This is a genomic window from Bordetella flabilis, assembly GCF_001676725.1.
GTDB classification, from domain to species: domain Bacteria; phylum Pseudomonadota; class Gammaproteobacteria; order Burkholderiales; family Burkholderiaceae_B; genus Bordetella_C; species Bordetella_C flabilis.
Genome location: NZ_CP016172.1, coordinates 226060 through 251178, shown reverse-complemented (window position 1 = coordinate 251178; position 25119 = coordinate 226060). Strand labels below are relative to the sequence as shown.

The following is a 25119-nucleotide window of genomic DNA, read 5'->3' as shown; positions in this document are numbered from 1 at the left end:
GAGGCCTTACATGGGATGCAGCACGCGGCGCAGGAAATCCTGCGTGCGGGGATGCTGGGGATGATTCAACACCTCGCGCGCCGGCCCCTCTTCCACCACCACCCCGCCGTCGAGGAACAGGACGCGGTCGGCCACCTCGCGGGCGAAGCTGATTTCGTGCGTGACGACGACCATGGTCATGCCGGCCTCGGCCAGCTTGCGCATTACGCCCAGCACATCGCCCACCAGTTCCGGGTCCAGCGCCGAGGTCGGCTCGTCGAACAGGATGGCCTTGGGCTGCATGGCCAGCGCCCGCGCGATGGCCACGCGCTGCTGCTGCCCGCCGGACAATTGGGCAGGATAGGCCTGCGCCTTGTCGGCCAGGCCCACGCTGGCAAGCAGGGCCTGCCCGCGTTCGGTGGCGGGCCCGCGCGCTTCGCCCTTGACGTGGATGGCGCCCTCGATCACGTTCTCCAGCGCCGTGCGGTGCGGGAACAGATTGAAGCGCTGGAATACCATGGCCACCTGGGTACGGATCGAGACGATGGACGCGGCATTGCTGTCCACGCGCTGGCCATCGATGGCGATCTCGCCTTCCTCGTAGCGCTCCAGGCCGTTGATACAGCGCAGTATCGTCGACTTGCCCGAACCCGACGGCCCGATCACGCAGACCACCTCGCCCTTGGCGACCTCGGCGTCGATGCCCTTCAATACCTCCAGCGCCCCGAAACGCTTGCGCACGCCCCGCATGACGATCATTTGACTGCATTCCTCTTTTCGAGGTGGCGCACGAACAGGATCAACGGCACGCACATCACCAGGTACATCAGCGCGACCAGCGTGAATACGGTCGCGTTCTTGAAGGTAGACACCGCGATCAGCTTGCCTTGCAGCGCCAGTTCGGCCACCGTGATCGTCGAGGCCTGCGAGGAGTCCTTCAACATCATGATCATGATGTTCCCGTAGGGCGGCAGCACGATGCGCACGGCCTGCGGCAGCACCACGCGGCGCATGGTCAGGCTCCAGCTCATGCCCATCGCCATGGCCGCCTCGATCTGGCCGCGGTCGATGGCCTCGATGCCGGCGCGGAAATTCTCCGCCTGGTAGGCGGAATAGGCGATGCCCAGGCCGATGATGGCGGCCTGCACCGCCGTCAGCGAAAGGCCGGCGTCCGGCATGACGAAATAGATATAGAACAGCAGGACGATAATCGGGATGCCACGCAGCACATTGATCAGTCCCGCGCTGAACTTGGCCAGGGCCTTGATGCCCGACACCCGCATCAGCGCCCATACCAGGCCCAGCAAGGTCGACAGCGCCAGCGAGCCGGCGGTGACCAGGATGGTCAGCTTGGCGCCCTGCAGCAGGATGGGGAGGTATTCCGCCGAGTCCTGAAAAAATTGCCCTAACATCCCGACTCCTCCCCTTGGTCCCCGGCGTTCACGCGCCGTTCAGGCCCCACTTCTTCAGAATGCCGTCGAGCGTTCCGTTGGCCTTCAGGACCTTCAGCGCGGCGTTCACCTTGTTGACCAGCTCCGTGTCGTCCTTGCGCGCGGCGATGCCCACGCTGCCGGTGACCTTGGGCTGGTAGCTGTCGACCATGTGCAGGTTGGGATAGTTGCCCTGCTTCAGGGTGTACGCGGCGATCGGGTAGTCCATGAAGCCGCCCTGGATGCGGCCTGCGTTGGCGTCGCGCATCATGTCCGGCGGATTGTCGTACAGCTTGACCTCCTTGAAGACGCCGCTTTTCTGGATAGGCTCGACAAAGGCGGTGCCCACCTGCACGCCCACCGTCATGCCTTTCATATCGTCGAAGGACTTGTATTGCTTGGTGTCGCTCTTCGGCACCATCAGCCCTTCGCCGTAGGTGTACACAGGGTCGGAAAAACTGACCACCTGCTGCCGTTGCGGCGTGATGAACATCGCGGCCGAGACCAGGTCGATGCGCTTGGAGGTCAGCGAGCCGATCAGCGCGGAGAACGCCATCGGCTCGATCTGCACCTCGAAGCCGGCCTGCTTGCCGACCGCCTTGATGATGTCCACCATGACGCCTTCGATGCTATTGGTCTTGGTGTCCAGGAAGGTGAAGGGGCTGCCGGTGGGCGTGGACCCCACTTTCACCACGGTCTGGGCATTTGCCACGGCCGCGGCGGTCAAGGACAGCGCGGCCAGCGCGGATACGGCGATGGATCTCAGCTTCATGGGTGGTCCTCTATCTATAGAAGAAACGCCGGATGGCCGGGCCGCGGTTCGGCGCGGGCCATCGCGTCCGGGCTTCTGGCGAGCCCGATGGGTTGATGGCCAGGACCGCCCGGATACGCGCATCGCCCGGGCGGGCCATCGCCGCGAGGTGCGGCAATGCTAAGTGGGGGGTGATCGCAGCGGCAACCTAGGGACATCCCGCAACGCCGCGGGCGCGACGGAGCGCGCGGCCGGACGGCCGGTCCGGGGGCAAGCCGATGCGCGCACGGCGCGGCGGGCCCTCCCGGGCCGGCATCGCGATGCCTCTTGCGAGCCGCGACGCTTTGGACCATGATGCGCGCACCGGCGGACCGCGCCGGCGTGTGCAGGGTCACGGGACAATCGCGCGGCAGCACGGGCGCCATGACCGCCCGCCGCCCTATCCGGAGGACATCATGCTTTTCCGCAATCGCACCCTGATCCTTGCCGCGTCCGCCCTGGCATTCAGCGCCTCGGCCGCCCTCGCCCAGACATCGCCGGCCAAGACGCCGACGCCGCAGCAGCAGCGCATGGCCGAATGCAGCGCCGCGAACAAGGGCAAGACCGGCGACGACTATAAATCGTCCATGAGCAGCTGCCTGAAAGGCGAAAAACCGGCCGCCAGCCTGACGCCGCAGCAGCAGCGGATGAAGGACTGCAACGCCCAGGCCGGCAAGCAGTCGCTCGCCGGCGACCAGCGCAAGGCCTTCATGAGCAGTTGCCTGAAGGGCAAGAGCTAGGCACTCGCGCTGGCCGGGCCGGTCAGGCTTTCGAACAGGCGCCCATACGGGGAGCCGGCCGGCCACAACATGCCCAGGCGCCGCGCCAGCCGGCTGCCCGGCAGCGGCACCGCCACCACGCTGGCGGGCAGGGTGCCCGGGGCGTAGCAGTCCGGCACCAGCGAAATCCCCAGCCCGCGGCCGACCAGCATGGCGATGCCGTCGGGCGAATCCATCTCGAACCGTTCGCGCGGCACCAGCGCCCGCCTGCGCAGATACTGGTCCGCCAGCAGGCCGCCCCAGGTTCGCCGGTCGTACCGCAGGAAGGGCTCGCTGGCGAGCAGGGCATCCGGGTCCGCCCCTGCCTTGCCGCGCGGGGCCAGCAGCACCAGGGGCTCCACGCGCAGGCCATGCCAGCCGAATGACTTGGGCACGCGGAACGGCGGCTCGACGATAAGCGCCGCGTCCAGCTTGCCGGCCGCGACCTGGTGGTACAGGTCGTGCGACGCACCGATTTCCAGCGTGGCGTCCAGTTCCGGATAGCGGCGCGCCAGGGCCGTCAGCCATTCCGGCATCACATTCGTCAAGGCGGTGCGGATGGTGCCGATGCGCAGTCCGCCGGGGAAACCCTCCGCCGACGTCGCCGCCTTCAGCTGGCGCAGCTCGCGCTGGAAGTGCCGCGCCCGCGCCAGCAGGCGCGCGCCCCCTTCCGTGATGCGCACGAAACGTCCGGAACGCGTGAAGAGCGGCAGCCCGAACTCCCGCTCCAGCGCGCGGATGCGCTGCGCCAGCGCGGTGGGCGTGATGCTCATGCGGCGCGCGGCCTCCGCCATCGAGCCGCATTCGGCGACCATGACGAAACTGTCCAGGAACCGGGTCTCCAACACTGCCTCCAGAATCTACTTTTGATGGATTTTCAATGTACAAGAATCAAATTGTGCTTGAGCCTGGACGGCCCAACAATGACCTTTCGGCGGTGCGCTTCCGCCCGCCATTACAAGCACAGAGACACAACCCCATGGACCTTGGACTTTCAGGCAAGACCGCCCTGGTATTGGGCGCCGGTGGCGGCCTGGGCGGCGCCATCGCCCGCACGCTGGCCGCCGAAGGCGCGCGCGTGGCGCTGGCCGACGTGAAGGAGGACGCCGCGGCGCAGGTCGCCGCCGAGATCGCCGCCGCCGGCGGCAGGGCACTGGCCCTGCAGTGGGACCTGGCGGACATCGCGGCGGTCGATGCCAAGGTCGCCGCGGTGGAAACCGGGCTGGGCCCCATCGACATTCTGGTCAACAACACCGGCGGACCGCCGCCCACGCCCGTATCCGGCCAGGCCACGGACCTGTGGCAGGCCCATTTCCAGAGCATGGTGCTGTCGGTCATCGCCATTACCGATCGCGTGCTGCCCGGCATGCGGGCGCGCAAGTTCGGCCGCGTCATTACCAGTACCTCGTCCGGCGTGGTCGCGCCCATTCCCAACCTCGGCCTGTCCAATGCCCTGCGCCTGTCGCTGGTCGGCTGGTCCAAGACCCTGGCGCAGGAAGTCGGCCGCGACGGCATCACGGCGAACATCGTGCTGCCGGGCCGTATCGCCACGCCGCGCATCCGCTTCCTGGACGAACAGCGCGCGCAACGCGAGAACCGCGCGGTCGAGCAGGTGCGCGAACAAAGCGTGGCCGCCATACCGGTGGGCCGCTACGGCGATCCGCAGGAGTACGCGGATGCCGTGGCCTTTCTGGCCAGCACCCGCGCCTCCTACATCACCGGTTCGGTGATCCGCATCGACGGCGGCTTGATCGCCAGCATCTGAGGCGCCTATCGTCCGTCGGGACACCGCCCCGTGTGGTGTCCCGCGCCGCGTCCGCGGCAGACGCTCCCAACACAGAGGAATCGACCATGACCACACAACCCGCTCCCCTGGACCCGCGCATCGTGCAGGCGCTGTCGCAGGTGACCACCGCCACTCTGACCACCGTGCTGCTCAAGAAAGGGCTGCGCAATGTCTGGATACGCGGCGCCGCCCGCCTGCGTCCGGATAGCCCGCGCCTCGTGGGCCGCGCCTTTACCCTGCGTTTCGTGCCCGCCCGGGAAGACCTGGCCACGCCGGCCTCCTGGTCTTCGCCGATTTCCACGCGCGCCGCCATCGAAGCCATGCCGGCCGGCTGCATCGCCATCGTCGACGCCCTGGGGGTCACCGACGCCGGCATCTTCGGCGACATCCTGTGCGCACGCATGCGCAAGCGTGGCGTGGCGGCGCTGGTCACGGATGGCGTGGTACGCGATGTCGACGGCGTGCTGGGCACCGGACTGCCGGTGTGGTGCAGCGGCGCCGCGGCGCCTCCGTCGGTGGCCGGCCTGACCTTCGTCGGCTGGCAGGAACCCATCAGCTGCGGCGGCGTGGCCGTGTTTCCCAACGACGTACTGGTGCTGGACGCGGACGGCGCAGTGCTGATCCCCGACGCGCTGCTCGAAGACGTCGTGCAGGCGGCCGTGGAACAGGAACAGCAGGAGGCGTGGATCATGGAGCAGGTCGAAGGCGGCGCCCAACTGCCCGGCCTGTACCCGCCCAATGCCGAGAACCAGGCGCGGTACCAGGCCTGGCGCGAACAACGCCGGCAGGAACAAGGCGCCGGCAAGCCGGCCTGAACCGGCCGACTGGACCCGCCCGCCGGGCCGGCCTGCCGAGCCGGCTCCGCTGCGGCGGCGCCCCGGCCTGCCGCGGGCAATGACCACAACGACAACCACAACACTGGAGATATCGCATGCTGCACACCCCGCTGACCCGCCGACAGGCGCTGGCAACCCTGCTGGCCGCGGGCCTGGCCCCGCTGTCGCGCGGCGTCCACGCCCAGGACGCCTATCCCTCGCGTCCCACCACGCTGATGGTGGGTTTTTCCGCGGGCGGCGCGGTCGACCTGGTGGCGCGCCAGCTGGGCCAGGTACTGGGCCAGCAATTCGGCCAGACCTATGTGATCGAGAACCGCGCGGGCGCCACGGGCACCATCGCCGCCGAGGCCGTGTCGCGCGCCAAGCCGGACGGCTACACCTTGCTGCTGGGCACCCAGTCCACCATGGTCGTGGCGCCCAGCATGTACCCCAATCTGCATTTCGATCCGCTCAAGGATTTCGTGCCGGTCTCGCTGATCGCCTCGGTGCCGCTGGTGCTGGTGGTGAACCCGGCCGTGCCGCTGAAGACCGTGCAGGACGTCATCCAATATGCGCGCGAAAAGAAAGGCGACCTGGTCTATGCCTCGTCCGGCCTGGGCGGGCCGCAGCACGTGGCCATGGAACTGTTCTGCGCCATGGCTGGCGTGAAGATGGTCCATGTGCCGTACAAGGGCGAAGCGAACGCGATCTCCGACCTGCTCGGCAACCAGGTGCCGCTGATGTTCAGCAACCTGCCCACGCTGCTGCCGCATATCCGCAGCGGCAAGCTGCGCGCGATCGCGGTATCGAGCCTGCAGCGGGCCGACAGCGCGCCCGAGATTCCGACGGTCGCCGAGTCGGGCCTGCCCGGCTTCGAAGCCTTGACGTGGTTCGGCCTGTACGCGCCCGCCGGCACGCCCCAGGCGGCGGTGACGCGCCTGGAACAGGGCGTCAAGACCGGTTTGCAGGACGCCGCGCTGCGCGACAAGCTGCACAGCCTGGGCATGACGCTGGTGGGCAGCGACAGCGCCGCCTTCCGCGATTACATGGTCGCCGAAAGCAGGAAGTGGGGCGACCTGGTGCGCAAGGCCGGGATCAAGCCCGAATGAAGACCGGGACCTGCCGATGACATCCGCCGATCGGCCTTCGCTGCCCGAGGCGCCCCGTGCCGCCGTCCCCGCGGCGACGCAGCGCACCTTGCCGCGCCGGCTGCGCCGCGTCCTGAACCTGGACGACTTCGAAACGCTGGCGCGCCGGCATTTGCCGCGGCCGGTATTCGGCTATATGGCCGGCGTGGCGGAAAGCGGCTGCGCCTTCCATGACAACCGCGCGGCCTTCGGGGACTATGCCTTCCTGCCCCAGGTCATGGTCGATGTGTCGCGGCGCAGTACCGCCACGCGGCTGTTCGGCCAGGAGTACGCGGCACCGTTCGGCTTCGCGCCGCTGGGGCTGACGGCGCTGTCCACGTACCGCGGGGATATCGTCATGGCGCAGGCGGCGGCGCGGGCGGGCCTGCCCATGGTCATGAGCGGATCGTCGCTGATCCGCCTGGAAGAAGTTGCCGCCGTCCATCCCGGCGCCTGGTTCCAGGCCTATCTGCCGGGCGACCGGGCGGGCATCGTGGCGCTGATCGAACGCGTCGCGCGCACGGCCTTCGAAACACTGGTGGTCACCGTGGACACGCCCGTGCCGCCCAACACCGAAACCACCGTGCGCAGCGGTTTTTCCGCCCCCCTGCGTCCCAGCGCAGGCCTGCTTTGGCAGGGGCTGACGCATCCGCGCTGGACCTGCGGCGCCTTCCTGCGCACGCTGCTGCGGCATGGCATGCCGCATTTCGAGAACAACTACGCCACGCGCGGCGCGCCCATCCTGTCGCCGTCGGTGCTGCGCGATTTCTCCGAACGCGGACATCTGCATTGGGACGACCTGCGCAATATCCGGCGCCTGTGGCGCGGCCGCCTTGTGGTCAAGGGCATCCTGCGCGCCGACGATGCCCGCACGGCGCGCGACGCCGGCGCGGACGGCATCATCGTGTCCAACCACGGCGGACGCCAGCTCGATGGCGCGATCGCGCCATTGCGCGCCTTGCCGGCCATCGTGCAGGCATGCCCGGACATTCCCGTCATGCTGGATGGCGGCGTGCGGCGCGGCACCGACATCCTGAAGGCCTTGGCGCTGGGCGCGCGCATGGTCTTCATCGGCCGGCCATTCGGCTACGCCGCCGCGGTCGGTGGCATGGCCGGACTGGGCCATGCAGTCAACTTGCTGACGCGTGAAATCTCGCGTGACATGGCCATGCTGGGCGTGACCGACGTGACGCAGCTGGACGCCGCGCGCCACCTGGCGCCGCGCCATGCGAGCGTCGCGCCGGGCGGATAAGGAAGGCTGAACGCCGGGGGGTACGGGTGCGAGTACCGATGCGAGCACGGATGCGGGCGCGGGCGCAGTCGTGGGTACGCCCGCTGCCGCCTACGCCGCCGCTTCCAGCCGTGGGGCCGGTACGTGGTCCGGCGCGGCGAGCGTCATCTGGTACAGGGCGTCGATCAGGTCAGCCTGGCGCACCACGCCGACGATGACGCGCTCGGCATCCACCACCGGCACGCAGGCGACCCCATGGGCCATGGGGCGCACCAGCTCGATGGCGGGCATGCCCGGCGCGGCGAAGGCAATCTCCGAACGCATGCAGTCATGCACTTTCAGCGCGCGCGGGGCTTCGCCGGGCGGGGGCGCCAGTTCCAGCCGCCGCAGGCGCGCGGCGGCGTCCGCCTGCGCCAGCATGCCCAGCAACCGCCCCTGCGCGTCGGCGACAGGCAGCGCCGCCGTGCGATGCCGGTCGAACAGGGCCATGGCCTGTTCCACGCTGTCTTCCGCGCCCAGCACCGGGATGTCCAGGGCCATGACGTCGGCGCAGGACACGTCGCCATGGCGCCGCACGCTGGCACGCCGTTCGGCCTCCAGCACGATATCGGCCAGGTCTTCCTTGCTGATGTCCAGCAATTGATCGTGGTTGCGCAGGGCTTCGTCCAGGTCCGCGCCGGTGAAGCCCAATCGCGTTGCCGCAGCCGAATCCGCCCCCAGGCCCGCCTGGCCGCTGACGACGTGGCGATGCGGATAATTGCGCTTCAGCACTCCATTGAACACAATGGCGATACACAGCAGCGCCGCCGAGTTCAGCGCCACGGGATACAGCGCGTACGCGTAGCCGAGCTTGGCGATGGATGGCCCGCCCAGCACCGCCGTCAGGGCCACCGCGCCGCTGGGCGGGTGCAGGCAACGCAGCGAGAACATGACGGCAATGGCCGCAGCCGCCGCGCCGGCCGCCGCCAGGCCGGGATCCGCGATCGACTGGGCGAAGAAGACCCCGACCAGCGCAGCCGAGACATTGCCGGCCATCAGGGACCAGGGCTGCGCCAAGGGGCTGGCCGGCGCGGCGAACAGCAATACGGCCGACGCACCCATGGGCGCGATGAACCAGGGATTGGCCTGGCCCAAGGCATGCCGGCCAATCCATTCGGTGCACAGCAATCCCAGCAGCGCGCCCAGCGCGCCGTAAAGCTTGTCACGCCCGCTGGCGCCGACGGGCGCCGGCGCGAATGCGCTCAAGCCCTTCTTCAACAAGGTCCACACGCAAGGTCTCCATGCGCCGGCCACGGGTGTTATGCGGGAATGGGCTCGGACGCGGGGAGGCAATGTAGCACGCAGTGTTATACGCGGACGGTATATCGATATGACGATGGCAAGCCCCGCCCGACGCCTCCTATCCGTCAGGTCCGGCAGCATGAACGCTGCCAGTGTCACGGGGTGGTACAAGAGGACCGGCACATGTCGGCCTGGATCACGCACCGGCGGCCGGCGCGGCACGCCGGCGTCCTGCGATCAGCACCAGCGCGGCCACCGCATGCAGGGCAATCGCGGCCATCAAGACCCTGCTGCCGCCCCCCGCCGCCGCACCGTCGCGCAGCATGCCGAACAGGGCCGGCGCGAACGCGTAGGTCGCTTGCGAGGTCGCCACGATCAGCGCGACGACCCGCGCCACGTCGCGAGGACGGAAATCCGCCTGGGCGATCGCCGGCGGCAGCGAGGTCGCATTGCCAATGCCCGAACCGAACAGCAGCGTGCCGGCGACGACAAGGCCGAGCCGATCCGGATAGCCGCATAGCAGCGCGGCCGAACCCAGCGCCTGCAAGGCATAGCCGGCGGCCGCCACCGTGCGCCGGTCGGCGCCCCCCTGCACGACGCCTGCCGCCACGGAGCGGCCCACGATGGCGCACGCCGTCGCCGCGCCGACCAACCATCCCGCATGCTGGCTGCCCAGCGTGAGCGCCAGCAGCGCGTACAGGTGGGTCAGCAAGCCCGCTTGCGCGAACAAGGCCAGCGACATCGCGGCAGCCAGCGTCGCGAATCCGGGGTCACGCCACAGGCTGCCCCTGTGCGGGGGCAAGGCGGGCCCCCCGGCATTGTTTCCGGGCCGGCGGGACGGATCTTCGCCATCCGACCGCGCGGCCATGTCCGGCGGCCTTCTGCTGAAAACGCCGTACGCCAGCAGCCAGATCACCAGCACCATCGCCGCGCCCACCGCCGCCGCCGCGGCCGTGAAGCCGTAGCGCGCGATCAGCCACACCCAGAGCGGCGCGAACACGGCGCCGCCCACGCTGGCGCCGTTGTAGGCCTTGGCCAGGGCCAGCGGACGGCCGTCGCTGTACCAGGTGGATACCACGGCATTCACCGCCACGGCGCCCAGGGTGACCCAGCCGCTGCCCGTCGCCAGCGCGGCGGCGAAGAGCTGCCACGGCTGCGCCGCCAGCGACCACCCCAGTATCCCCAGCGCCGCCACGACACAACCCGCGCCCATGACCGCCGCCACGCCGACCCGCGCGTACAGGCGGTTCAGGCAGGCGATCACCACGACGCCGCACAGGAAATGCACGGTGACGGCGGCCGACACCAGGCTCACCGGCCAGCCTGTACGGGCAACCACCTGGGCGAGATAGATGGGCGGCCCATAGAAGCCCACTCCCCAGCCGAAGAAGGCCAGCACGAAAGCGGCGCGTACCACCCAGGGACCGAAAGGCCGGGGATGCGCGGACAACCGGTGTTGCATCATGGGAGGCAAGGGCTGGATCCGAAGGAATGGAAGACGGGACAGGAATGCCGCGCATTGTGCGTGCCTTGTGCCCTGCAATGCTTCGGCGGCGAACGTAACGTCACCGCGGCCCGTGGTGCTAGGATCGGATCCCTGCCCCTGGGAGCCCGCCGTGCTCAACACATCGACACTCGCGCAAACCGCCGCGCTGCTGGGCGACCTGGCCCGCGCCAGCATGCTCACCGCGCTGATGGATGGACGTGCCTTGACCGCCACCGAGCTGGCCGGCGTGGCGGGCGTGACGCCGCAAACCGCCAGCGGTCATCTGGCGCGCCTGGTGGAGGCCGGACTGGTGGAAGTCGAGCGCCAGGGTCGCCATCGCTACCACCGCGTGGCCTCGCCGGCGGTCGCGCGCATGGTGGAAAGCATGATGTCCGCGGCGGCGGAACTGGGCGACCGCCGCGTGGCGGCACACCAGCGGCCCGTGCGCGTCGGCCCGCGCGACGCCGCCCTGCGCTATGCGCGCACCTGCTACGACCACCTGGCGGGCGAACTGGCGGTGGCCATGACCGACCGGATGGTGGCGCGTGGCCAGATCCAGCTTTCGGCGGACGGCGGCGTACTGACCGAACGCGGCGCGGTCTTCCTGTCCGGTCTGGGCGTCGACCTGCAGTCCGCTTCGCTGCACCCCGCGCCCGGCAAGCGGGGACGCACCTTCTGCCGCCCGTGCCTGGACTGGAGCGAGCGCCGCCCGCATATCGGCGGCGCCCTGGGCGCCGCGCTGTGCCGCTGCTGCTTCACCCACGGCTGGCTGCGCCGGGAGGCCGGCAGCCGGGCCCTCGGCATTACGCCGGCCGGGCGCGCCGCGCTGCGCGAGGCCTTCGAGCTGGACTGAACCCCAGGGGTATGCGGATTGCTGGGGCGTGGCGCTGGACGACCCCAGTCGCTGGCATTGTCCGTAGCCCGCCGCCAGCCGCCAGCCGCCAGCCGCCGTTCGATAATCGCCGTTCGATGCTCCGATCTGCGCCGTTCGATAATCGCCGTCCGCCTTCGATACGCTGTTCCCCATCCCTGCAAGGAGTCGCCCACATGTTCCAGGACTTCGATCCCGACCGCCCCGAACCCACGCGCGAGGCCGTCGACGCGCTGAAGACGCCGACCGTGCTGGAATTCGGGGCGAACTGGTGTCCCATCTGCCAGGCGGCGCAGCCGCTCATCAAGGGTGCGCTGGCCGACTACCCCGCCGTGGATCACATCAAGGTGGAAGACGGCAAGGGCAAGCCGCTGGGCCGGTCATTCAAGGTCAAGCTCTGGCCTACCCTGGTATTCCTGCGCGACGGCCAGGAAATCGCCCGGCTGGTCCGGCCCGGGAATGCGGCGGACATCCGGCGCGCAGTGGCGGCACTTTAGGGCTGCAGGACTGTAGCGCCGACGCGTTCGCACGGCGGCAGGCGGCCCACGGCCGGAGGACCTGCAGCGGTGGCCGACGAAGCCCCCGCTGAACGGCCGCGATCCTTCCCGGCAAGCGCGGTCAACTATCTATGTCGTCAATCGGTATACATCGAAATTAATCACTTCCGCGATGGTCCGCCCTTTCCTATAGTGCCTGCCACGCCGGCATGGACGCGCCGGCACACAGCAGCGGACAGGAGACGGCGATGGCAGGGGTGCTCGCGGGCATACGCGTGGTGGAGCAAGGCACATTCATTACCGGCCCGGCCGCTGGCATGCTGCTGGCCGACCTGGGCGCGGACGTCATCAAGCTGGAACATCCCGACAAGGGCGATCCCTTCCGTGCCTTCAAGGGTGGGCTGTACAGCCCGCACTTCCAGACCTACAACCGCAACAAGCGCAGCATTACGCTGGACACGCGGTCGGAAAACGACCTGGACAGCTTCGATGCGCTGATCGCCAGCGCCGACGTCTTCATCCAGAACTTCCGTCCGGGGGTCGCCGATCGCCTGAATGCCGGGGAAGCGCGCCTGCGCGCCATCAATCCGCGCCTGATCTACTGCGCGATCAGCGGCTTCGGCAATGACGGCCCGGCGGCATCCCGTCCCGCCTACGACACCGTGGCCCAGGCGGCAAGCGGCTTCCTCGGCCTGCTGGTCAATCCGGCCAACCCGCGCGTCGTCGGTCCCGCCATCGCGGACTCCCTGACCGGGTTCTACGCCGCCTACGGCATCCTCGGCGCCTTGCATCGGCGCACGCAGACCGGGGAAGGCGCCACGGTCAGCGTGTCCATGCTGGAAGCCATGACGCACTTCAACCTGGACGCCTTCACCCACTACCTGTCCGAAGGCGAAGTCATGGGCCCTTACAGCCGGCCCAGCGTATCGCAGTCGTACGTGCTGGAATGCGCGGATGGCAAGTGGATCGCGCTGCATATGTCGTCGCCAGAAAAATTCTGGCGCGGCCTGGCCGAGGCCATCGAACGACCGACGCTTTTCGACGATCCGGCCTTCCGCACGCGCGAAGACCGCATCGCCAACCACGAAGCGCTTATCGCCCTGTTGCGCGGCGTTTTCAAGACGCGCACCCGCTCGCAGTGGTGCGAGCGCCTGCAGGCTGGCGACGTGCCGCACGCGCCCATGTACGACGCCAGCGAAGCGCTCAACGATCCGCAGGCCCGGCATCTGGAACTGGAAGTGGCGACCCGCCATCCGGTCATGGGCGAGTTCCGCACGGTACGCAGTCCGGTCAGCTTCGACGGGGTACGCCCCACCACCGTGACGGCGCCGCCGACGCTGGGCGAGCACACGGAAGAAATCCTGGCCGAACTGCGGCGGCCATAGCCACCATGGCGCCGCGCGCCAGCCGGTGCGCCACGATACGGCATGGCGGCGAGCACCATGGCGGCAGGCATCACAGCGAAAGTACGACAGCACCATCCCACAACGATAAGGAGACGACTCAATGAAACGCCTGGCATTCCTGGCCGCCGCGCTCTGCGGCTTCGCGCTGCACAACGCCGCCGCGGCGGCAACCTACCCCGACCGTCCCATCCGCATGATCGTGGCCTTCGGACCGGGCACGTCGACGGACATCACGGCCCGCCTGGTGGCGGAAAAGATGGCCACCGTGCTGGGCCAGCCCGTCATCGTCGAAAACCGCGCCGGCGCGGGCGGCAGCATCGGCACGGACCTGGTGGCCAAGGCCGCGCCCGATGGCTACACCATCACCCTGGGCACCGTCGGCACGCTGGCCATCAACAAGTCGCTGTACAAACGGCTGCCCTACGACCCGTCGACCTCCTTCGTGCCCATCGCCATGGTCGGCTACACCCCCACCTTGCTGGTGACTCGTCCCAACGCGCCCTATGCCACCGTGCAGGAGCTCGTCGCCTATGCCAAGGCGAATCCGAACAAGATCACCTTCGCCTCGGCCGGCCCGGGCACCTCCGGCCACCTGGCCGGCGCGCTGCTCGGCGAAATGAGCAAGACCGATATGCTGCATGTCCCCTACAAGGAAGGGGCGCAGGCCGTCACCGCCGTCATGTCCGGGGAAACCGATTTCCTGTTCTACCACCCCACCGCCGTCATGCCGCAGGTCCGGGCCGGCCGCCTGAAGGCCCTGGCCGCCAGCGCGGCGCGCCGTTCGGCCCTGGCGCCCGACGTGCCCACCATGCAGGAATCCGGCTTCGCGGGCTTCGACCTGACGGCCTGGTTCATGCTGGCCGCGCCCGCGAACATCCCGGCGAACGTCCAGGCCACGCTGTCGCGTGCGGCGGCGCAGGTCTTGGGCGATCCCACCGTGCAGAAAAGGCTGGCGGAACTGGGCGTGGAGCCGTCCACCCTGGCCACCGCCGACCTGCCGCCCTTCATCAAGGAAGAAACGGCGAAGTGGGCCCACATCGTCGTGCAGGCGAACGCCGCGCTCGACTAGGCTCCCACCCCGGCCTTCATGCCGGCCGGTCCCACCAGGCCAGTCCACTGGGCCCCGCGATCACCAAACCGAACACAAGGCAGCAGACATGAAGATAGGCAAAGCGACCATACCGGTCACCTCGATCTCCACCTCGAACAGCGAGACCATCGTCGTGCGCGGCAAGGACCTGTGCCAGGACCTGATCGGCGTGGCGTCCTTCACCGATTATTTCCACTTCCTGGTGCTGGGCCGCATGCCCGACGCGAAGTCGCGCCGCGTACTGGACGCCACCCTGGTGGCCATCGCCGAACACGGGCTGGTGCCCAGCGTGCAGGCCAGCCGCATGACCTACGCCGCGGCGCCGGACGCCCTGCAAGGCGCGGTCGCCGCCGGCATCCTCGGATGTGGCTCGGTGATCCTGGGCGCGTCGGAGGCGGCCGGGGTGCTGCTGGACGCCATCCGGCAACGGGCGGCCGGATCGGACATCGACACGGCCGCGCGCACGGTGCTGCGCGAGTACCGCGCCGCCGGCAAGGCCATCCCCGGTTATGGCCACCCGCTGCACAAATCCCGCGACCCGCGCGTCGGGCGCCTGATCGAGGTGGCGCGCGAAGAAGGCATCGACACCACGTACGTGGATATCGCGCTGGCGCTGGAGCCTGCCATCGAGGAAGTGGTCGGCAAGGCGCTCAAGCTGAATGTCTCGGCCGCCATTCCGGCCTTGTTGCTGGGCATCGGGTTTCCTATCGCGGCGCTCAAGGGCGTGCCTATCCTGGCGCGCACCGCCGGCCTGATCGGACACCTCGTGGAAGAGGCCGAACGGCCGATCGGGTTCGCCCTGTCGTACCAGGCCTCGCAGGCGGTCGAATACGACGGGGACGCACCGGCCGGCTTCGTCGCCTGACACCGGAAACAGCTTGGCCCTGCGCCGCGCCTGCGTGTGCGCCAGGCAGCGTCTCTTTGTCGGCTAGCTGCCCGACGCGGCCTGGCCGCCGCCCGCGCCCATCGCCTGCTTGCGCACCAGGGCCGCGAAGGCCTTGGCCGCGCGGTCCAGCGGATGATCGGCCTTGAACAGCAGGCCCGGGGTGCGCACCGGAGTGGGGTTCTCCAGCGGGATCATGCGCAAGCCGCTGTCACGCGCCACCGCGTTGGGCGCCACGATGGCGCCTACGTTGGCGCGCGCCACCACCCCGATCATCGATGCCACCGAATTCATCTCCGCGACGATGTCCGGCTCCGCGCCGGCCGCGGCGAAGCATTCGTCCAGCAGCCGCCGCGTCGCGAAGGTCGCCGGCAGCAGCACCAGCGGCTCGCGATGCAGCTCGATCATCCGGATGCGCTTGCGCCGCGCCAGCCCATGCGCCGCGCGCACGGCCAGTACCAGTTCCTCGTTGAACAAGGGCTCGAAGCGCAGCGCGCCCGGCGCCGACGGCCGGTAAGACACGCCCAGGTCCAGCGCACCCGATTCGATGCGGTTGATGATGGCGTCGGCTTCCAGTTCCTCCACCACCAGCCGCACGGTCGGATGGCGCGCCAGGAACAGCGCCACGCACGCCGGGATGAAACCCAGGTTGAAGGTATGCGTGGTGCCGATGCGCACGACTCCCGTGACATCGTGGCGGCCCCGCTTCAACTCGCCCAATCCCTGGTCGATTTCCTTCAGCGCCCGCTGCGCATAGGCCAGGAAGGCATCGCCGGCTTCGGTCATCAGCACCCGGCGGCCGCTGCGGTCGAACAGCGGCTGGCCCACCTCCTCTTCCAGTTGGCGGATCTGGTGCGACAGCGTGGACTGGGTGACATGGACGCGCTCGGCGGCGCGCGTGAAGTTCAGCGACTCGGCCAGCGCAAGAAAGTATCTGAGATGCCGCAGTTCCATGCGGTGGCTCCGGGTATCGACGGGGCCGATGATAAGGCAGTCCCCCGCCCCTCGCACGCCCCAGGGATGCAGGCGTGCGACGGGAAGGGGCCCGCGTCGCACGAACGCTTACTTGCCGGCGTTCAAGGACTTGAGGTAAGCCACCAGGTCCTGCCGCATCTGCGCGTTCGGCACATTGATCGGCATCGTGGTGCCCGGCACCACCCGCATGGGCGCCGCCAGGAATTCATCCAGGGTCTTGTCGTCCCACTTGGTGGTCGACTTCTGCATATTCGGCGAGTAGCGGAATCCGGCCACCTTGCCGGCCTCGCGCCCGAACACGCCGTCCAGGTGCGGCCCCACGCCGTTGGCGCCGGTCACGCTGTGACAGGCGGCGCATTGCGCGAACGCCGCCTTGCCGCGGCCGATATCGCCGTCGGCGCGGGCGGCGCCCAGGGGAACGGCACAGGCCAGGGTCGCCAGGGTAAGAAAAGCGGAAGTGCTGCGGTTCATCAGGATCTCCAACTGCTGCAAGGGGATAGAAAGCCGTGCTCGGGGGCGTTCCCGCGCACGCACACCACAATGCCATGCCCATCCATGGCTAGGCAAGCCGCGCGTCGCGGGCTTTCGGGCAACCGTCAGCCGGGGCGGGTGGCGGCGCGGCAGGCGGATGTCCGGCCCGGTGCATGCGGCGCCCCGTCGGCGCGGCAGGTTCATCCGGAGCCGGGCTCGACACCGCCTCGCCACAGGTTGTATGCTTCTCAATACAACTATACAGGAGACGACATGACATCCTCGCGCCGCGCCTTCGCCCTGGCCGCCGTCGCCCTTTCGGCCGGCCTGATCATTCCCGCCGCCTATGCCCAGAACCCGCCGATCAAGCTCGTGGTCGGCGCGCCGCCGGGCGGCACCACGGATACCGTCGCGCGCAGCATCGGCGCCAACATGGCGAAGCTGCTGGGCCGCACCGTCATCGTGGAGAACCGCCCCGGCGCGGGAGGCAACATCGCCGCGGACTACGTGGCCAAGAGCACGCCGGACGGCAACACGCTGCTGGTCAGCTTCAACAGCTTCTCGATCAACGCCAGCCTGTACAAGAACCTGCCCTTCAATCCGCGCAAGGACTTCACGCCCATCAGCATGCTGGCCAGCGTGCCCAGCGTGCTGGTCGCGCGCAAGGACTTCCCCGCCAACGACGTCGAGGACCTCATCAAGCTGGCCAAGGCCAGTCCGGGCAAGTACACCATGGCGCTGGGCGGCATCGGATCGTCGCTGCACATGGCCGGCGAGCGCATGAAGATGATGGCCGGACTGGACATCGTCAACGTGCCCTACAAGGGCACCACGCCGGCGGTCACGGATCTGCTGGGCGGGCAGGTGGACATGATGTTCGGCAGCACGCTCAACGTCATGCCGCACGTCAAGAGCGGTGCGCTCAAGGCGCTAGGCGTCACCAGTACCGGCGCGCTGGCTTCGTTGCCCGGCGTCGCGCCGATCGGCGATACCATCAAGGGCTTCGAGTCCAACGCCTGGTTTGCGTTGTTCGGACCCGCCAACCTGCCGGCCGACACGCTGGCACGCCTGAACGACGCCGCGCGCAAGGCCGTCGCGGCGCCCGAGTTCCGCCGCCTGCTGGAGCAGGAATCGGCCCAGGCCGTCAGCAGCACGCCCGAGGATCTGACGAAATTCGTAAACACGGACATCGACCGCTACGCCGAAGTGGTCAAATTCACGGGCGCCACGGTCGACTAGGGCTTGTCCGCACCCGGCGACTGCGCATATCGCGTCGGCGCATCGACACCATGGCCCATTGAATGAACAGCCCGCTACCGCTTTATCACAAGGTCTACCTGCTGCTGCGGCAGCGCCTGCTCGACGGCGTATACGCCACGGAACAGGCGCTGCCGGGAGAGAACGCCATGGCGCAGGAGTACGGCGTATCGCGCCTGACGATACGGCGGGCGCTCGACACCCTGGCGCAGGACGGCCTGGTATCGCGGCGCCAGGGTCGCGGCACGTTCGCGCAAGTGCCGGCGCAACTGGCGGCGCCGCAACAGGGGGCGAGCGTGGACGCGCTGATGGCGCATCTGGCTCGCATGGGCACACACACCCAGGTGAAGCTGCTGGAGCTGGCCGTCGAGCCCGCGCCGCCCGGCATTGCCGCCCGCCTGGAGATCGAGCCCGGGACACCGGTGCACCGCTCCATCCGCGTGCGCAGCTACAAGGGCGAGCCGTTTTCGTACCTGCAGACCTACGTGCCGGACGGCATCGGCCACCGCATCTCGAAAAAAGCCCTGGCCAGCAAGCCGCTGCTGCAGATCTTCGGCGACCTGGGCGTGCGCGTGTCCGGGGCGGAACAGAGCATGACCGCCGTGCTGGCCGATCCCGCCACGGCGGAGTGCCTGGGCGTGCCGGTCGCCTCCGCGCTGTTGAACATCCGACGCCTCGTGCGGGATGCAGCCGGCCAGCCGGTGGAGTACCTGGATGCCCGCTACCGTCCGGACCGCTTCGAGTACCGCCTGGACATGACCGCGCATGAAACCCCCGGCGCGCCCGTGTGGCGGCCGGCCGGTCCGGCGCAAACCTGAACCTTCCGGACATCGAGAGGCCGCGCATGCCTTCCCAGACATTGGCTCAAAAGCTGCTCGCCGCCGCAAGCGGGCGCGCCAGCGTCGCCCCTGGCGACATCGTCACCTGCCAGGTCGATCTGGCCATGTTCCATGACTCCAGCGGTCCGCGGCGGCTCAAGCCCATGCTGGAAGCATTGGGCACCGGCATCTGGGACCGCGACAAGGTGGTGCTGGTCATGGACCACTACGTGCCCGAGGCCGACGACGAATCGCGCAAGATCGTGCGCATCGCCCGCGACTGGGCCGCCGAACAACGCTTGCCGCACGTCTACGACTCGGTCGGCATCTGCCATGTCGTGGTCCCGGAACGCGGCCACATCCGACCGGGCATGCTGTGCGTGGGCGGCGACTCGCACTCGCCCACGGGCGGCGCCTTCGGGGCCTATATGTTCGGCGTCGGCAGCACCGAAATGCTGGGCGTGGTCGCCAGCGGCGAGATCTGGATCCAGGTGCCGCACACGCTGATGATGCAATGGGACGGCGCGCTCGGGCCCGGCGTGACCGCCAAGGACATGATGCTGCACATGATCGGCCGCTTCGGCATGAACGGCGGCCGCTACCAGGCCGTCGAGTTCTGCGGCAGCGCAGTGCGCGCGCTGAGCATGCAGGAGCGCATGACGCTCTCGAACATGTCGGCGGAAATCGGCTCGCAGGTGGGCCTGGTCGCCCCCGACGGGAAGACCGCCGCCTACCTGCAGGCGGCCGGCGCGGGCGAGGTCGAGCTCGACCGCTGGCAATCCGATGCGGACGCGCCCGCCGAGCGCTATCGATTCGACGCCACGTCCCTGCCGCCGCACGTCGCGGCGCCCCACAGCCCGGCCAATTCGCGCCCCATCGCGGACTACCCGGCCATCCCCATGCAGGTGGCCTACATCGGCGCCTGCACGGGCGCAAAACTGGAAGACCTGCGCGCCGCGGCGCAAGTCCTGAAGAACCGGCGCATCGCGCCCGGCGTCGCGCTGATGGTGGCGCCGGCCAGCGCGCGCGACCAGCAACAGGCCGAGCGCGAGGGCGTGATGGCGGTTCTGGCGCAAGCCGGCGCCAGCGTGCTGCCGAATTCCTGTGGCGCCTGCTCGGGCTACGGCGGATCCATCCCGGAAGGGGTCAACGTCATCGCCACCACCGCCCGCAACTTCCAGGGCCGCATGGGGCCGCGCACCGCCCAGGTGTACCTGGCTTCGCCCTACACCGTGGCGGCGGCGGCCGTTGCCGGACACATCGTCGATCCCCGGGAGATGCTGGCATGACGACGCAGCCGCAGGACACGAACGCGCCCCATCGCGTATGGCGGCTGGGCGCGGATGTCGATACGGACCAGCTGGCGCCCGGCGCCTACATGAAGTTCGGCATCGACGAAATCGCCCGGCATTGCCTGGAGCGCGTAAGGCCGGACTTCGCCGGCGGCGTGCGGCCGGGCGATGTCATCGTGGCGGGGCCGAACTTCGGCATCGGCTCGTCGCGCGAGCAGGCCGCCGCGGCGCTGGTCACCCTGGGGGTGCGCGCCGTCATCGCGCCCAGCTTCAGCGGGCTTTACTTCCGCAACGCCTTCAATGTCGGCCTGCTGCTGCTGACCTGTCCCGACGCCGAAGTCCTCGGCGAAGGCGATCACGTCGCCGTCGACCTGCCGGGCAGCCGCGTGGTGCGCGACGACGGCCGCATCCTGCCGTGCGCGCCGATTCCCGATTTCCTGCGCGACATGGTGAATGCCGGCGGACTGCTCAACCTGCTCAAGCGCCGGCTCGCCGACGGCACGCTCAAACCCCACCCCATGAGGGCATGATGCCAAGCACGCTCAAGGAATCACTCCAGGCCGGCCAGTCCGTGCTTGCTCCCGGTGTCTATGACGCCCTGTCCGCGCTCATCGCCGAGCAGGCGGGCTTCCAGGCGCTGTACCTGTCCGGCGCCTCCATCGCCTATACCCGCCTGGGGCGTTCGGACGTGGGCCTGACGACCTATACCGAGGTCGAGCAGACCCTTGCCCGCATCACCGAACGCGTTTCGATCCCGGTCATCGTCGATGGCGACACGGGCTTCGGCAATGCGCTGAACGTGCAGCGCACCGTGCGCGGGTTCGAACGTGCCGGCGCGGCGATGATCCAGCTGGAAGACCAGGGCTTCCCCAAGCGCTGCGGACACCTGGCGGGCAAAAGCGTCGTCCCCGCCGCCGAGATGTGCGGCAAGCTGCGGGCGGCGCTGGACGCCCGCGCCAGCAGCGATACGCTGATCCTGGCGCGCACGGACGCCCTGGCGACGGAAGGCCTGGACGCCGCGCTCGACCGCGCCGAACAATACCTGGCCTGCGGCGTGGACGCCATCTTCGTGGAAGCCCTGCGTACCGACGCGCACATGGACGCCGCATGCCGGCGATTCGCGGGGCGGGTACCGCTGCTGGCCAATATGGTGGAAGGCGGCATGACGCCGGTGAAAAGCGCGGGCGAGCTGGCCGCCAGGGGCTTTTCCATCGTCATCTTCCCGGGCGGAACCGCGCGGGCCGTATCGCACATGCTGCAACGCTACTACGGCAGCCTGCACGAACACGGCACCACGGCGCCCTGGCGCGACGCCATGCTGGACTTCGATCAGTTGAACGCCTTGATCGGCACGCCGGAACTGCTGGCGCTGGGCAAGAAGTACGAATAAAGCGATTACCTTGCCGGTGCTTCCTCGATCGCGTCGACACGGTCGGGGTAGAAAGCGAGGTGGCCGGCAATCTCCGCCACGGCCGGGTGCGGCGATTCGTACGTCCACACCGCATTGGCCGTCCGCTCGCCGCCGGCCGGAATGCCGAAGTACGCGCAGTCACCCTTGTACGGGCAATACGTCGTGTGGTCGCTGCGCTCCAGCAGGGACATGTCGGCGTCCTTGCGCGGGATGTATTGCACCGGCGGATAGTTCGCTTCGCGCAGGGTCAGGGCATCGCGCGTGTCGGCGATGACCCGGTCCCCTACCCGCACGACGATGCGGTTGGGGTTGCGCTCGATGGTGATGGGATGGTCGGGTCCGGGCGTTTTGACGGGCTTCATGTCGGTGCTCCTGTCTGAAGATGCGGGACATCGCCGCGGCCGGATGACGGGACGCCGGAGGTATCAGGGCGGGTTCACGCCCCGCCTCCTGGCTCGCCGCCCGTGGCGGGATCGGCGCTGGCCGGTGTGGATAGGGTGTCGATCAGCCAGCCGACGCGGCTCCAGTCGTCCTGGCCGTGGCCAGTGTTGCACACCGCCTGCAGCACTTGCAACGCCGTGGCCGCCACGGGGGTATACGCGCCCGCCTCCTGCGCGCAGGCCACCGCCAGCCGCAGGTCCTTGCGCATCAGTTCGGCGCGAAAGCCCGGCCGATAATCCCCCTGGAGCAGGCGCATGGCGTTTTTCTCCAGCATGAAGCTGCGCGCCGCGCCACCCAGCAGCGCTTCACGCACGACCGCCGGATCGACGCCGTTGCTGCGCGCCAGCGCGAAGGCCTCGCTCACGCCCAGCAGCACCGCGCTGACGGCGACCTGGTTGCAGGCCTTGGCGACCTGCCCGGCGCCACTGTCGCCCATGCGCAATACCCGGGTGGCGATGGCCTCCAGATAAGGACGGCATTGCTCGAAGGCCGCCAGCTCGCCGCCCACCATGCAGCTCAGCTCTCCTTTCTCCGCGGCCTGCTGCCCGCCGCTGACCGGCGCGTCCAGCAAGGCGATACCGCGTTCGGCCAGTTGTCGCGCGTACTGGCGCGTGGCCTGCGCCTCGATCGTACTGGTGTCGATGACGCAGGATCCGGCCGCCAGGGTCTGCGCCAGGCCCTCGGGGCCGAACAGCACCGCTTGCACGGCCTGCGTATCGCTCAGGCACAGCATGACCACGCGCACCTGGCCGCCGATCTCGGCCGGCGAAGCGGCCGTCTTGGCGCCCGCGGCCGCGAGCGGCGCTTCGGCCGCGCGGGTACGGTTGTGAACCGTCACCTCGAAACCCCTGCGCAGCAGGCTCATCGCCATGCCGCGCCCCATCACGCCCAGCCCGATGAAACCTACGGCCTGGGCCGGCTCATTTGCCGTCATGAACTTCTCCTGGATCCTGAGGGCGTGACGCGCGGCCCCGATGGCCGCGGCATCGCCCTTACTGGGTGGCGCCGCGGATCTTCTGCAGCGAGCTGCCGATCAGCGCATAGCTTTCCGCGATCTCTTGCTGGAATGCCGGGCCATCGGCGTAGTCGGTGGTCAAGCCGCTGCGCGCCGCATACGCCTGCCACGACGGGCTGGACAGCGCGTCATGGAAGACCTTGTTCAGGTAGGCGTACACAGGATCGGGCAGGCCGGCCGGCGCCAGCAATCCCTTCATGTTGTCCAGCGCCACGGGGTAACCCAACTCCGCCACCGTTGGAATGTCCGGCATGGAAGGCGCGCGCGACTTCGAAAACAGCGCGATGGGCCTTATCTTGCCGGCATCCATCAGCGCCTTCAGCTCCTCCGGCGCGCCGAACGCCATGTCGAGTTGTCCCGCCGCGAGCGCCGTCAGCGAATCGGCCGCGCCCTTGTAAGGCACGTGCAGGAAACGCAGGCCGCTATTGGCCTCGAACGCCAGCATGGTCGAATGGAACAGGCTGCCTTCGCCGGTGGAGCCATAGCTCAGCGCACCCGGCCTGGCGCGTGCCGCCTCGATCAGTGCGCGCATGTCCTTGTAGGGCGAATTGACCGGGACCGCCAGGACGGAGGGCAGGCGCGCCACCTTCAGCACGGGGCGGAAATCGCTTCGCGCGTCGTAGGAAATCTTCTGGTGGTTGCCCACCGACGTGGTTTCGCTGCCGCCGCCGACGAACAACTTATAGCCGTCCGGCTTGGCGTTGGCGATGTCCTGTGCGGCCAGCACGCCGGCCACGCCCGGCTTGTTGACCACGACGACGGGCACCGGCACCGTGTCCTTGACCGCCAGCGCAAGCTGGCGCGCGATCTGATCCGCCGAACCGCCCGGCGCGAAACCCACCAATATTTCTATGGGCCGGGTCGGCGTCCAGGCCTGGGCCAGTACCGGACTGGCCGATGCGGCGGCCAACAAGCCGGCCGCGAGCCGTTGCATCAGGACTTTCATTGGGTCTCCTCCGCCCTCTGCGGGGCAGCGTTGCGGCGCCTGGGCGCATGCAGGCATGTTTCCTGGCCTGTGTCGCCGCCACTCTAGCAACATCAAAATAGAGACGAAAGTGATAAATTTCCCAGGAACTCCATCGCTTTTCTTCATAAAACACACGCCGTGACGCTCAAGCAGCTCGAAGCCTTCTACGCCGCCGCCATGTCCAGCAGCTTCGCCGCCGCCGCGGCGCAGCTGCATCTGTCCCAGTCGTCGCTGTCCAAGCGGATCGGCGAGCTGGAAGCGGACCTGGGCAAGGCGCTGTTCGACCGGCGCGGCCACCGGTCCCTGCTGACCGCGGCCGGCGAAACCCTGCTTCCCATGGCGCGCGACATCCTGGGCGCGGTCAACCGCGCGCGCTCCACCGTCGGCGGCAGCGACGGCCTGCAGGGCGTCTGCCGCTTCGGCATGGGGGAGCTGGCCGCCATGAGCTGGCTGCCTCGCTTCGTGGCGCGCTGCCGGCGCGACTACCCTGACCTGCGCCTGGAGCCGCATGTGGACGTGGGGCAGAACCTGGAACATCGGGTGGAAGGCGGCGAACTGGACTTCGCCGTGGTAGCCGGGTGGTCCTCGCGCCCGGCGGTGGCCTCCCACACCATCGCCGAGGTGCGCTACAGCTGGGCCGGCGCCGCCTCGCAGTTGCAGGGCGTGCGCATGCTGACGCCGGCGCATCTGCAGGAAATGACGGTCATCACCATGCCGCCCGGCGCAGGCTCCACGCGTTTGTTCGAGGCCTGGGTGCAGGAGAACAACATCGCGATCTCGCGCCGGCTCATCTGCAACAACATGGGCGCCATCAGCGGCATGGTGGCCGCCGGCATCGGCGTCTCCTACTTCCCCGAAGGGTGGCTGGGACCGCTACACGAAAAGCGCGCCATACGCGCCATAGAAAGCCAGCCGACGCTGCGCCCCCTGCACTACTCGTTCCAGTGCCGCCGCGACGACATCCGCCCGGTGGTGGCGGCCATGCGCCAGCGCGTGATCGAGGAAGTCGACTTCGGCGCCTTGCATCCGCTGTGGTAGCGCG

27 protein-coding genes are annotated in these 25119 nt (G+C 68.9%); 16 read left to right on the top strand and 11 right to left on the bottom strand.

The features are described from left to right. Nucleotides 1–6: 6 nt before the first annotated feature. From BAU07_RS01200 to BAU07_RS01190, 3 genes are read right to left on the bottom strand one after another with little or no spacing between them, the layout of a single operon-like run. A complete protein-coding gene (locus BAU07_RS01200) occupies nucleotides 7–738 on the bottom strand; it encodes an amino acid ABC transporter ATP-binding protein (RefSeq protein ID WP_066652938.1) in 732 nt (243 codons plus the stop codon). Next, nucleotides 735–1391, bottom strand: a complete 657-nt coding sequence (locus BAU07_RS01195) for an amino acid ABC transporter permease (RefSeq protein WP_066652936.1) — start codon at nucleotides 1389–1391, stop codon at nucleotides 735–737. Before BAU07_RS01195 ends, BAU07_RS01200 begins: the two co-directional genes overlap by 4 nt. Nucleotides 1392–1419: 28 nt before the next feature. Next, nucleotides 1420–2181, bottom strand: a complete 762-nt coding sequence (locus BAU07_RS01190) for an ABC transporter substrate-binding protein (RefSeq protein WP_066652934.1) — start codon at nucleotides 2179–2181, stop codon at nucleotides 1420–1422. A gap of 434 nt (nucleotides 2182–2615) precedes the next feature. On the opposite strand from BAU07_RS01190, the gene BAU07_RS01185 reads away from it, so the two are divergent. Beyond that, nucleotides 2616–2939, top strand: coding sequence for a PsiF family protein (locus tag BAU07_RS01185; protein WP_066664495.1), 324 nt, complete (start codon nucleotides 2616–2618; stop codon nucleotides 2937–2939). Here the strand turns inward: BAU07_RS01185 and BAU07_RS01180 are convergent. Next, on the bottom strand, nucleotides 2936–3802 hold the full coding sequence (locus tag BAU07_RS01180) for a LysR family transcriptional regulator (protein WP_066652931.1): 867 nt from the start codon (nucleotides 3800–3802) through the stop codon (nucleotides 2936–2938). The two genes, BAU07_RS01185 and BAU07_RS01180, sit on opposite strands and share 4 nt — an antisense overlap. Before the next feature lie 134 nt (nucleotides 3803–3936). Here BAU07_RS01180 and BAU07_RS01175 point away from each other — a divergent pair, with 134 nt between their 5' ends. The 4 genes from BAU07_RS01175 to BAU07_RS01160 all read left to right on the top strand — a co-directional run bounded on the left by BAU07_RS01175 (nucleotide 3937) and on the right by BAU07_RS01160 (nucleotide 7937). Next, entirely contained in the window at nucleotides 3937–4722 is a 786-nt protein-coding gene (locus tag BAU07_RS01175) for an SDR family oxidoreductase (RefSeq protein WP_066652925.1), read from the top strand. Between the two features lie 86 nt (nucleotides 4723–4808). Next, nucleotides 4809–5558: a ribonuclease activity regulator RraA gene (locus BAU07_RS01170; protein ID WP_066652924.1), complete on the top strand. Its 750-nt coding sequence runs from the start codon at nucleotides 4809–4811 to the stop codon at nucleotides 5556–5558. 116 nt (nucleotides 5559–5674) lie between these two features. Next, nucleotides 5675–6667, top strand: coding sequence for a Bug family tripartite tricarboxylate transporter substrate binding protein (locus BAU07_RS01165; protein WP_066652923.1), 993 nt, complete (start codon nucleotides 5675–5677; stop codon nucleotides 6665–6667). 16 nt (nucleotides 6668–6683) lie between these two features. Next, nucleotides 6684–7937 carry an alpha-hydroxy acid oxidase gene (locus tag BAU07_RS01160; protein ID WP_066652921.1) on the top strand — a complete coding sequence of 418 codons (1254 nt, stop codon included), beginning with the start codon at nucleotides 6684–6686 and terminating at the stop codon, nucleotides 7935–7937. A 90-nt stretch (nucleotides 7938–8027) separates the two neighbouring features. On the opposite strand, the gene BAU07_RS01155 is transcribed toward BAU07_RS01160, so the two are convergent. Then, complete coding sequence (locus BAU07_RS01155) at nucleotides 8028–9185, bottom strand: HPP family protein (protein WP_066652918.1); 1158 nt, start codon at nucleotides 9183–9185, stop codon at nucleotides 8028–8030. A 208-nt stretch (nucleotides 9186–9393) separates the two neighbouring features. Beyond that, entirely contained in the window at nucleotides 9394–10662 is a 1269-nt protein-coding gene (locus BAU07_RS01150) for an MFS transporter (protein WP_232338306.1), read from the bottom strand. A gap of 151 nt (nucleotides 10663–10813) precedes the next feature. Between BAU07_RS01150 and BAU07_RS01145 the strand changes: the two genes are divergently transcribed. The 5 genes from BAU07_RS01145 (at nucleotide 10814) to BAU07_RS01125 (ending at nucleotide 15412) form a co-directional block, all read left to right on the top strand. Further along, the gene (locus BAU07_RS01145; RefSeq protein ID WP_066652913.1) at nucleotides 10814–11536 is read left to right on the top strand and encodes an ArsR/SmtB family transcription factor; all 723 of its coding nucleotides are present in this window, start codon (nucleotides 10814–10816) and stop codon (nucleotides 11534–11536) included. A gap of 194 nt (nucleotides 11537–11730) precedes the next feature. Continuing rightward, a complete protein-coding gene (locus BAU07_RS01140) occupies nucleotides 11731–12051 on the top strand; it encodes a thioredoxin family protein (protein ID WP_066652904.1) in 321 nt (106 codons plus the stop codon). A 248-nt stretch (nucleotides 12052–12299) separates the two neighbouring features. Next, nucleotides 12300–13436, top strand: coding sequence for a CaiB/BaiF CoA transferase family protein (locus BAU07_RS01135; protein ID WP_066652898.1), 1137 nt, complete (start codon nucleotides 12300–12302; stop codon nucleotides 13434–13436). 121 nt (nucleotides 13437–13557) lie between these two features. After that, entirely contained in the window at nucleotides 13558–14526 is a 969-nt protein-coding gene (locus BAU07_RS01130; protein ID WP_066652895.1) for a Bug family tripartite tricarboxylate transporter substrate binding protein, read from the top strand. 88 nt (nucleotides 14527–14614) lie between these two features. Next, nucleotides 14615–15412, top strand: a complete 798-nt coding sequence (locus tag BAU07_RS01125; RefSeq protein WP_066652892.1) for a citryl-CoA lyase — start codon at nucleotides 14615–14617, stop codon at nucleotides 15410–15412. Nucleotides 15413–15475: 63 nt separating this feature from the next. Here the strand turns inward: BAU07_RS01125 and BAU07_RS01120 are convergent, their stop codons facing one another. After that, nucleotides 15476–16384, bottom strand: coding sequence for a LysR substrate-binding domain-containing protein (locus tag BAU07_RS01120; protein WP_066652889.1), 909 nt, complete (start codon nucleotides 16382–16384; stop codon nucleotides 15476–15478). A gap of 108 nt (nucleotides 16385–16492) precedes the next feature. Beyond that, nucleotides 16493–16876, bottom strand: a complete 384-nt coding sequence (locus tag BAU07_RS01115) for a c-type cytochrome (RefSeq protein WP_066652887.1) — start codon at nucleotides 16874–16876, stop codon at nucleotides 16493–16495. Between the two features lie 273 nt (nucleotides 16877–17149). Between BAU07_RS01115 and BAU07_RS01110 the strand changes: the two genes are divergently transcribed. From BAU07_RS01110 to BAU07_RS01090, 5 genes are all read left to right on the top strand, one after another. Beyond that, the gene (locus BAU07_RS01110) at nucleotides 17150–18115 is read left to right on the top strand and encodes a Bug family tripartite tricarboxylate transporter substrate binding protein (protein WP_066652882.1); all 966 of its coding nucleotides are present in this window, start codon (nucleotides 17150–17152) and stop codon (nucleotides 18113–18115) included. Between the two features lie 62 nt (nucleotides 18116–18177). Further along, complete coding sequence (locus BAU07_RS01105; RefSeq protein WP_066652879.1) at nucleotides 18178–18951, top strand: GntR family transcriptional regulator; 774 nt, start codon at nucleotides 18178–18180, stop codon at nucleotides 18949–18951. Between the two features lie 26 nt (nucleotides 18952–18977). Continuing rightward, nucleotides 18978–20240: a 3-isopropylmalate dehydratase large subunit gene (locus BAU07_RS01100; protein WP_066664489.1), complete on the top strand. Its 1263-nt coding sequence runs from the start codon at nucleotides 18978–18980 to the stop codon at nucleotides 20238–20240. Continuing rightward, complete coding sequence (locus tag BAU07_RS01095; RefSeq protein WP_066652876.1) at nucleotides 20237–20773, top strand: LeuD/DmdB family oxidoreductase small subunit; 537 nt, start codon at nucleotides 20237–20239, stop codon at nucleotides 20771–20773. The genes BAU07_RS01100 and BAU07_RS01095 overlap by 4 nt, the downstream gene beginning before the upstream one ends. Beyond that, the gene (locus BAU07_RS01090; protein WP_066652873.1) at nucleotides 20770–21633 is read left to right on the top strand and encodes an isocitrate lyase/PEP mutase family protein; all 864 of its coding nucleotides are present in this window, start codon (nucleotides 20770–20772) and stop codon (nucleotides 21631–21633) included. The genes BAU07_RS01095 and BAU07_RS01090 overlap by 4 nt, the downstream gene beginning before the upstream one ends. Before the next feature lie 5 nt (nucleotides 21634–21638). On the opposite strand, the gene BAU07_RS01085 is transcribed toward BAU07_RS01090, so the two are convergent. The 3 genes from BAU07_RS01085 to BAU07_RS01075 form a co-directional block, all read right to left on the bottom strand. Beyond that, nucleotides 21639–22016 (bottom strand): DUF427 domain-containing protein, encoded by a 378-nt coding sequence (locus BAU07_RS01085; RefSeq protein WP_066652871.1) that lies wholly within the window; start codon nucleotides 22014–22016, stop codon nucleotides 21639–21641. 74 nt (nucleotides 22017–22090) lie between these two features. Further along, nucleotides 22091–23029 carry an NAD(P)-dependent oxidoreductase gene (locus BAU07_RS01080; protein WP_066652869.1) on the bottom strand — a complete coding sequence of 313 codons (939 nt, stop codon included), beginning with the start codon at nucleotides 23027–23029 and terminating at the stop codon, nucleotides 22091–22093. Nucleotides 23030–23087: 58 nt separating this feature from the next. After that, nucleotides 23088–24056, bottom strand: a complete 969-nt coding sequence (locus BAU07_RS01075) for a tripartite tricarboxylate transporter substrate binding protein (RefSeq protein WP_066652867.1) — start codon at nucleotides 24054–24056, stop codon at nucleotides 23088–23090. 159 nt (nucleotides 24057–24215) lie between these two features. Between BAU07_RS01075 and BAU07_RS01070 the strand changes: the two genes are divergently transcribed. Beyond that, nucleotides 24216–25115, top strand: a complete 900-nt coding sequence (locus BAU07_RS01070; RefSeq protein WP_066652864.1) for a LysR family transcriptional regulator — start codon at nucleotides 24216–24218, stop codon at nucleotides 25113–25115. The last annotated feature ends 4 nt before the right edge of the window (nucleotides 25116–25119 follow it).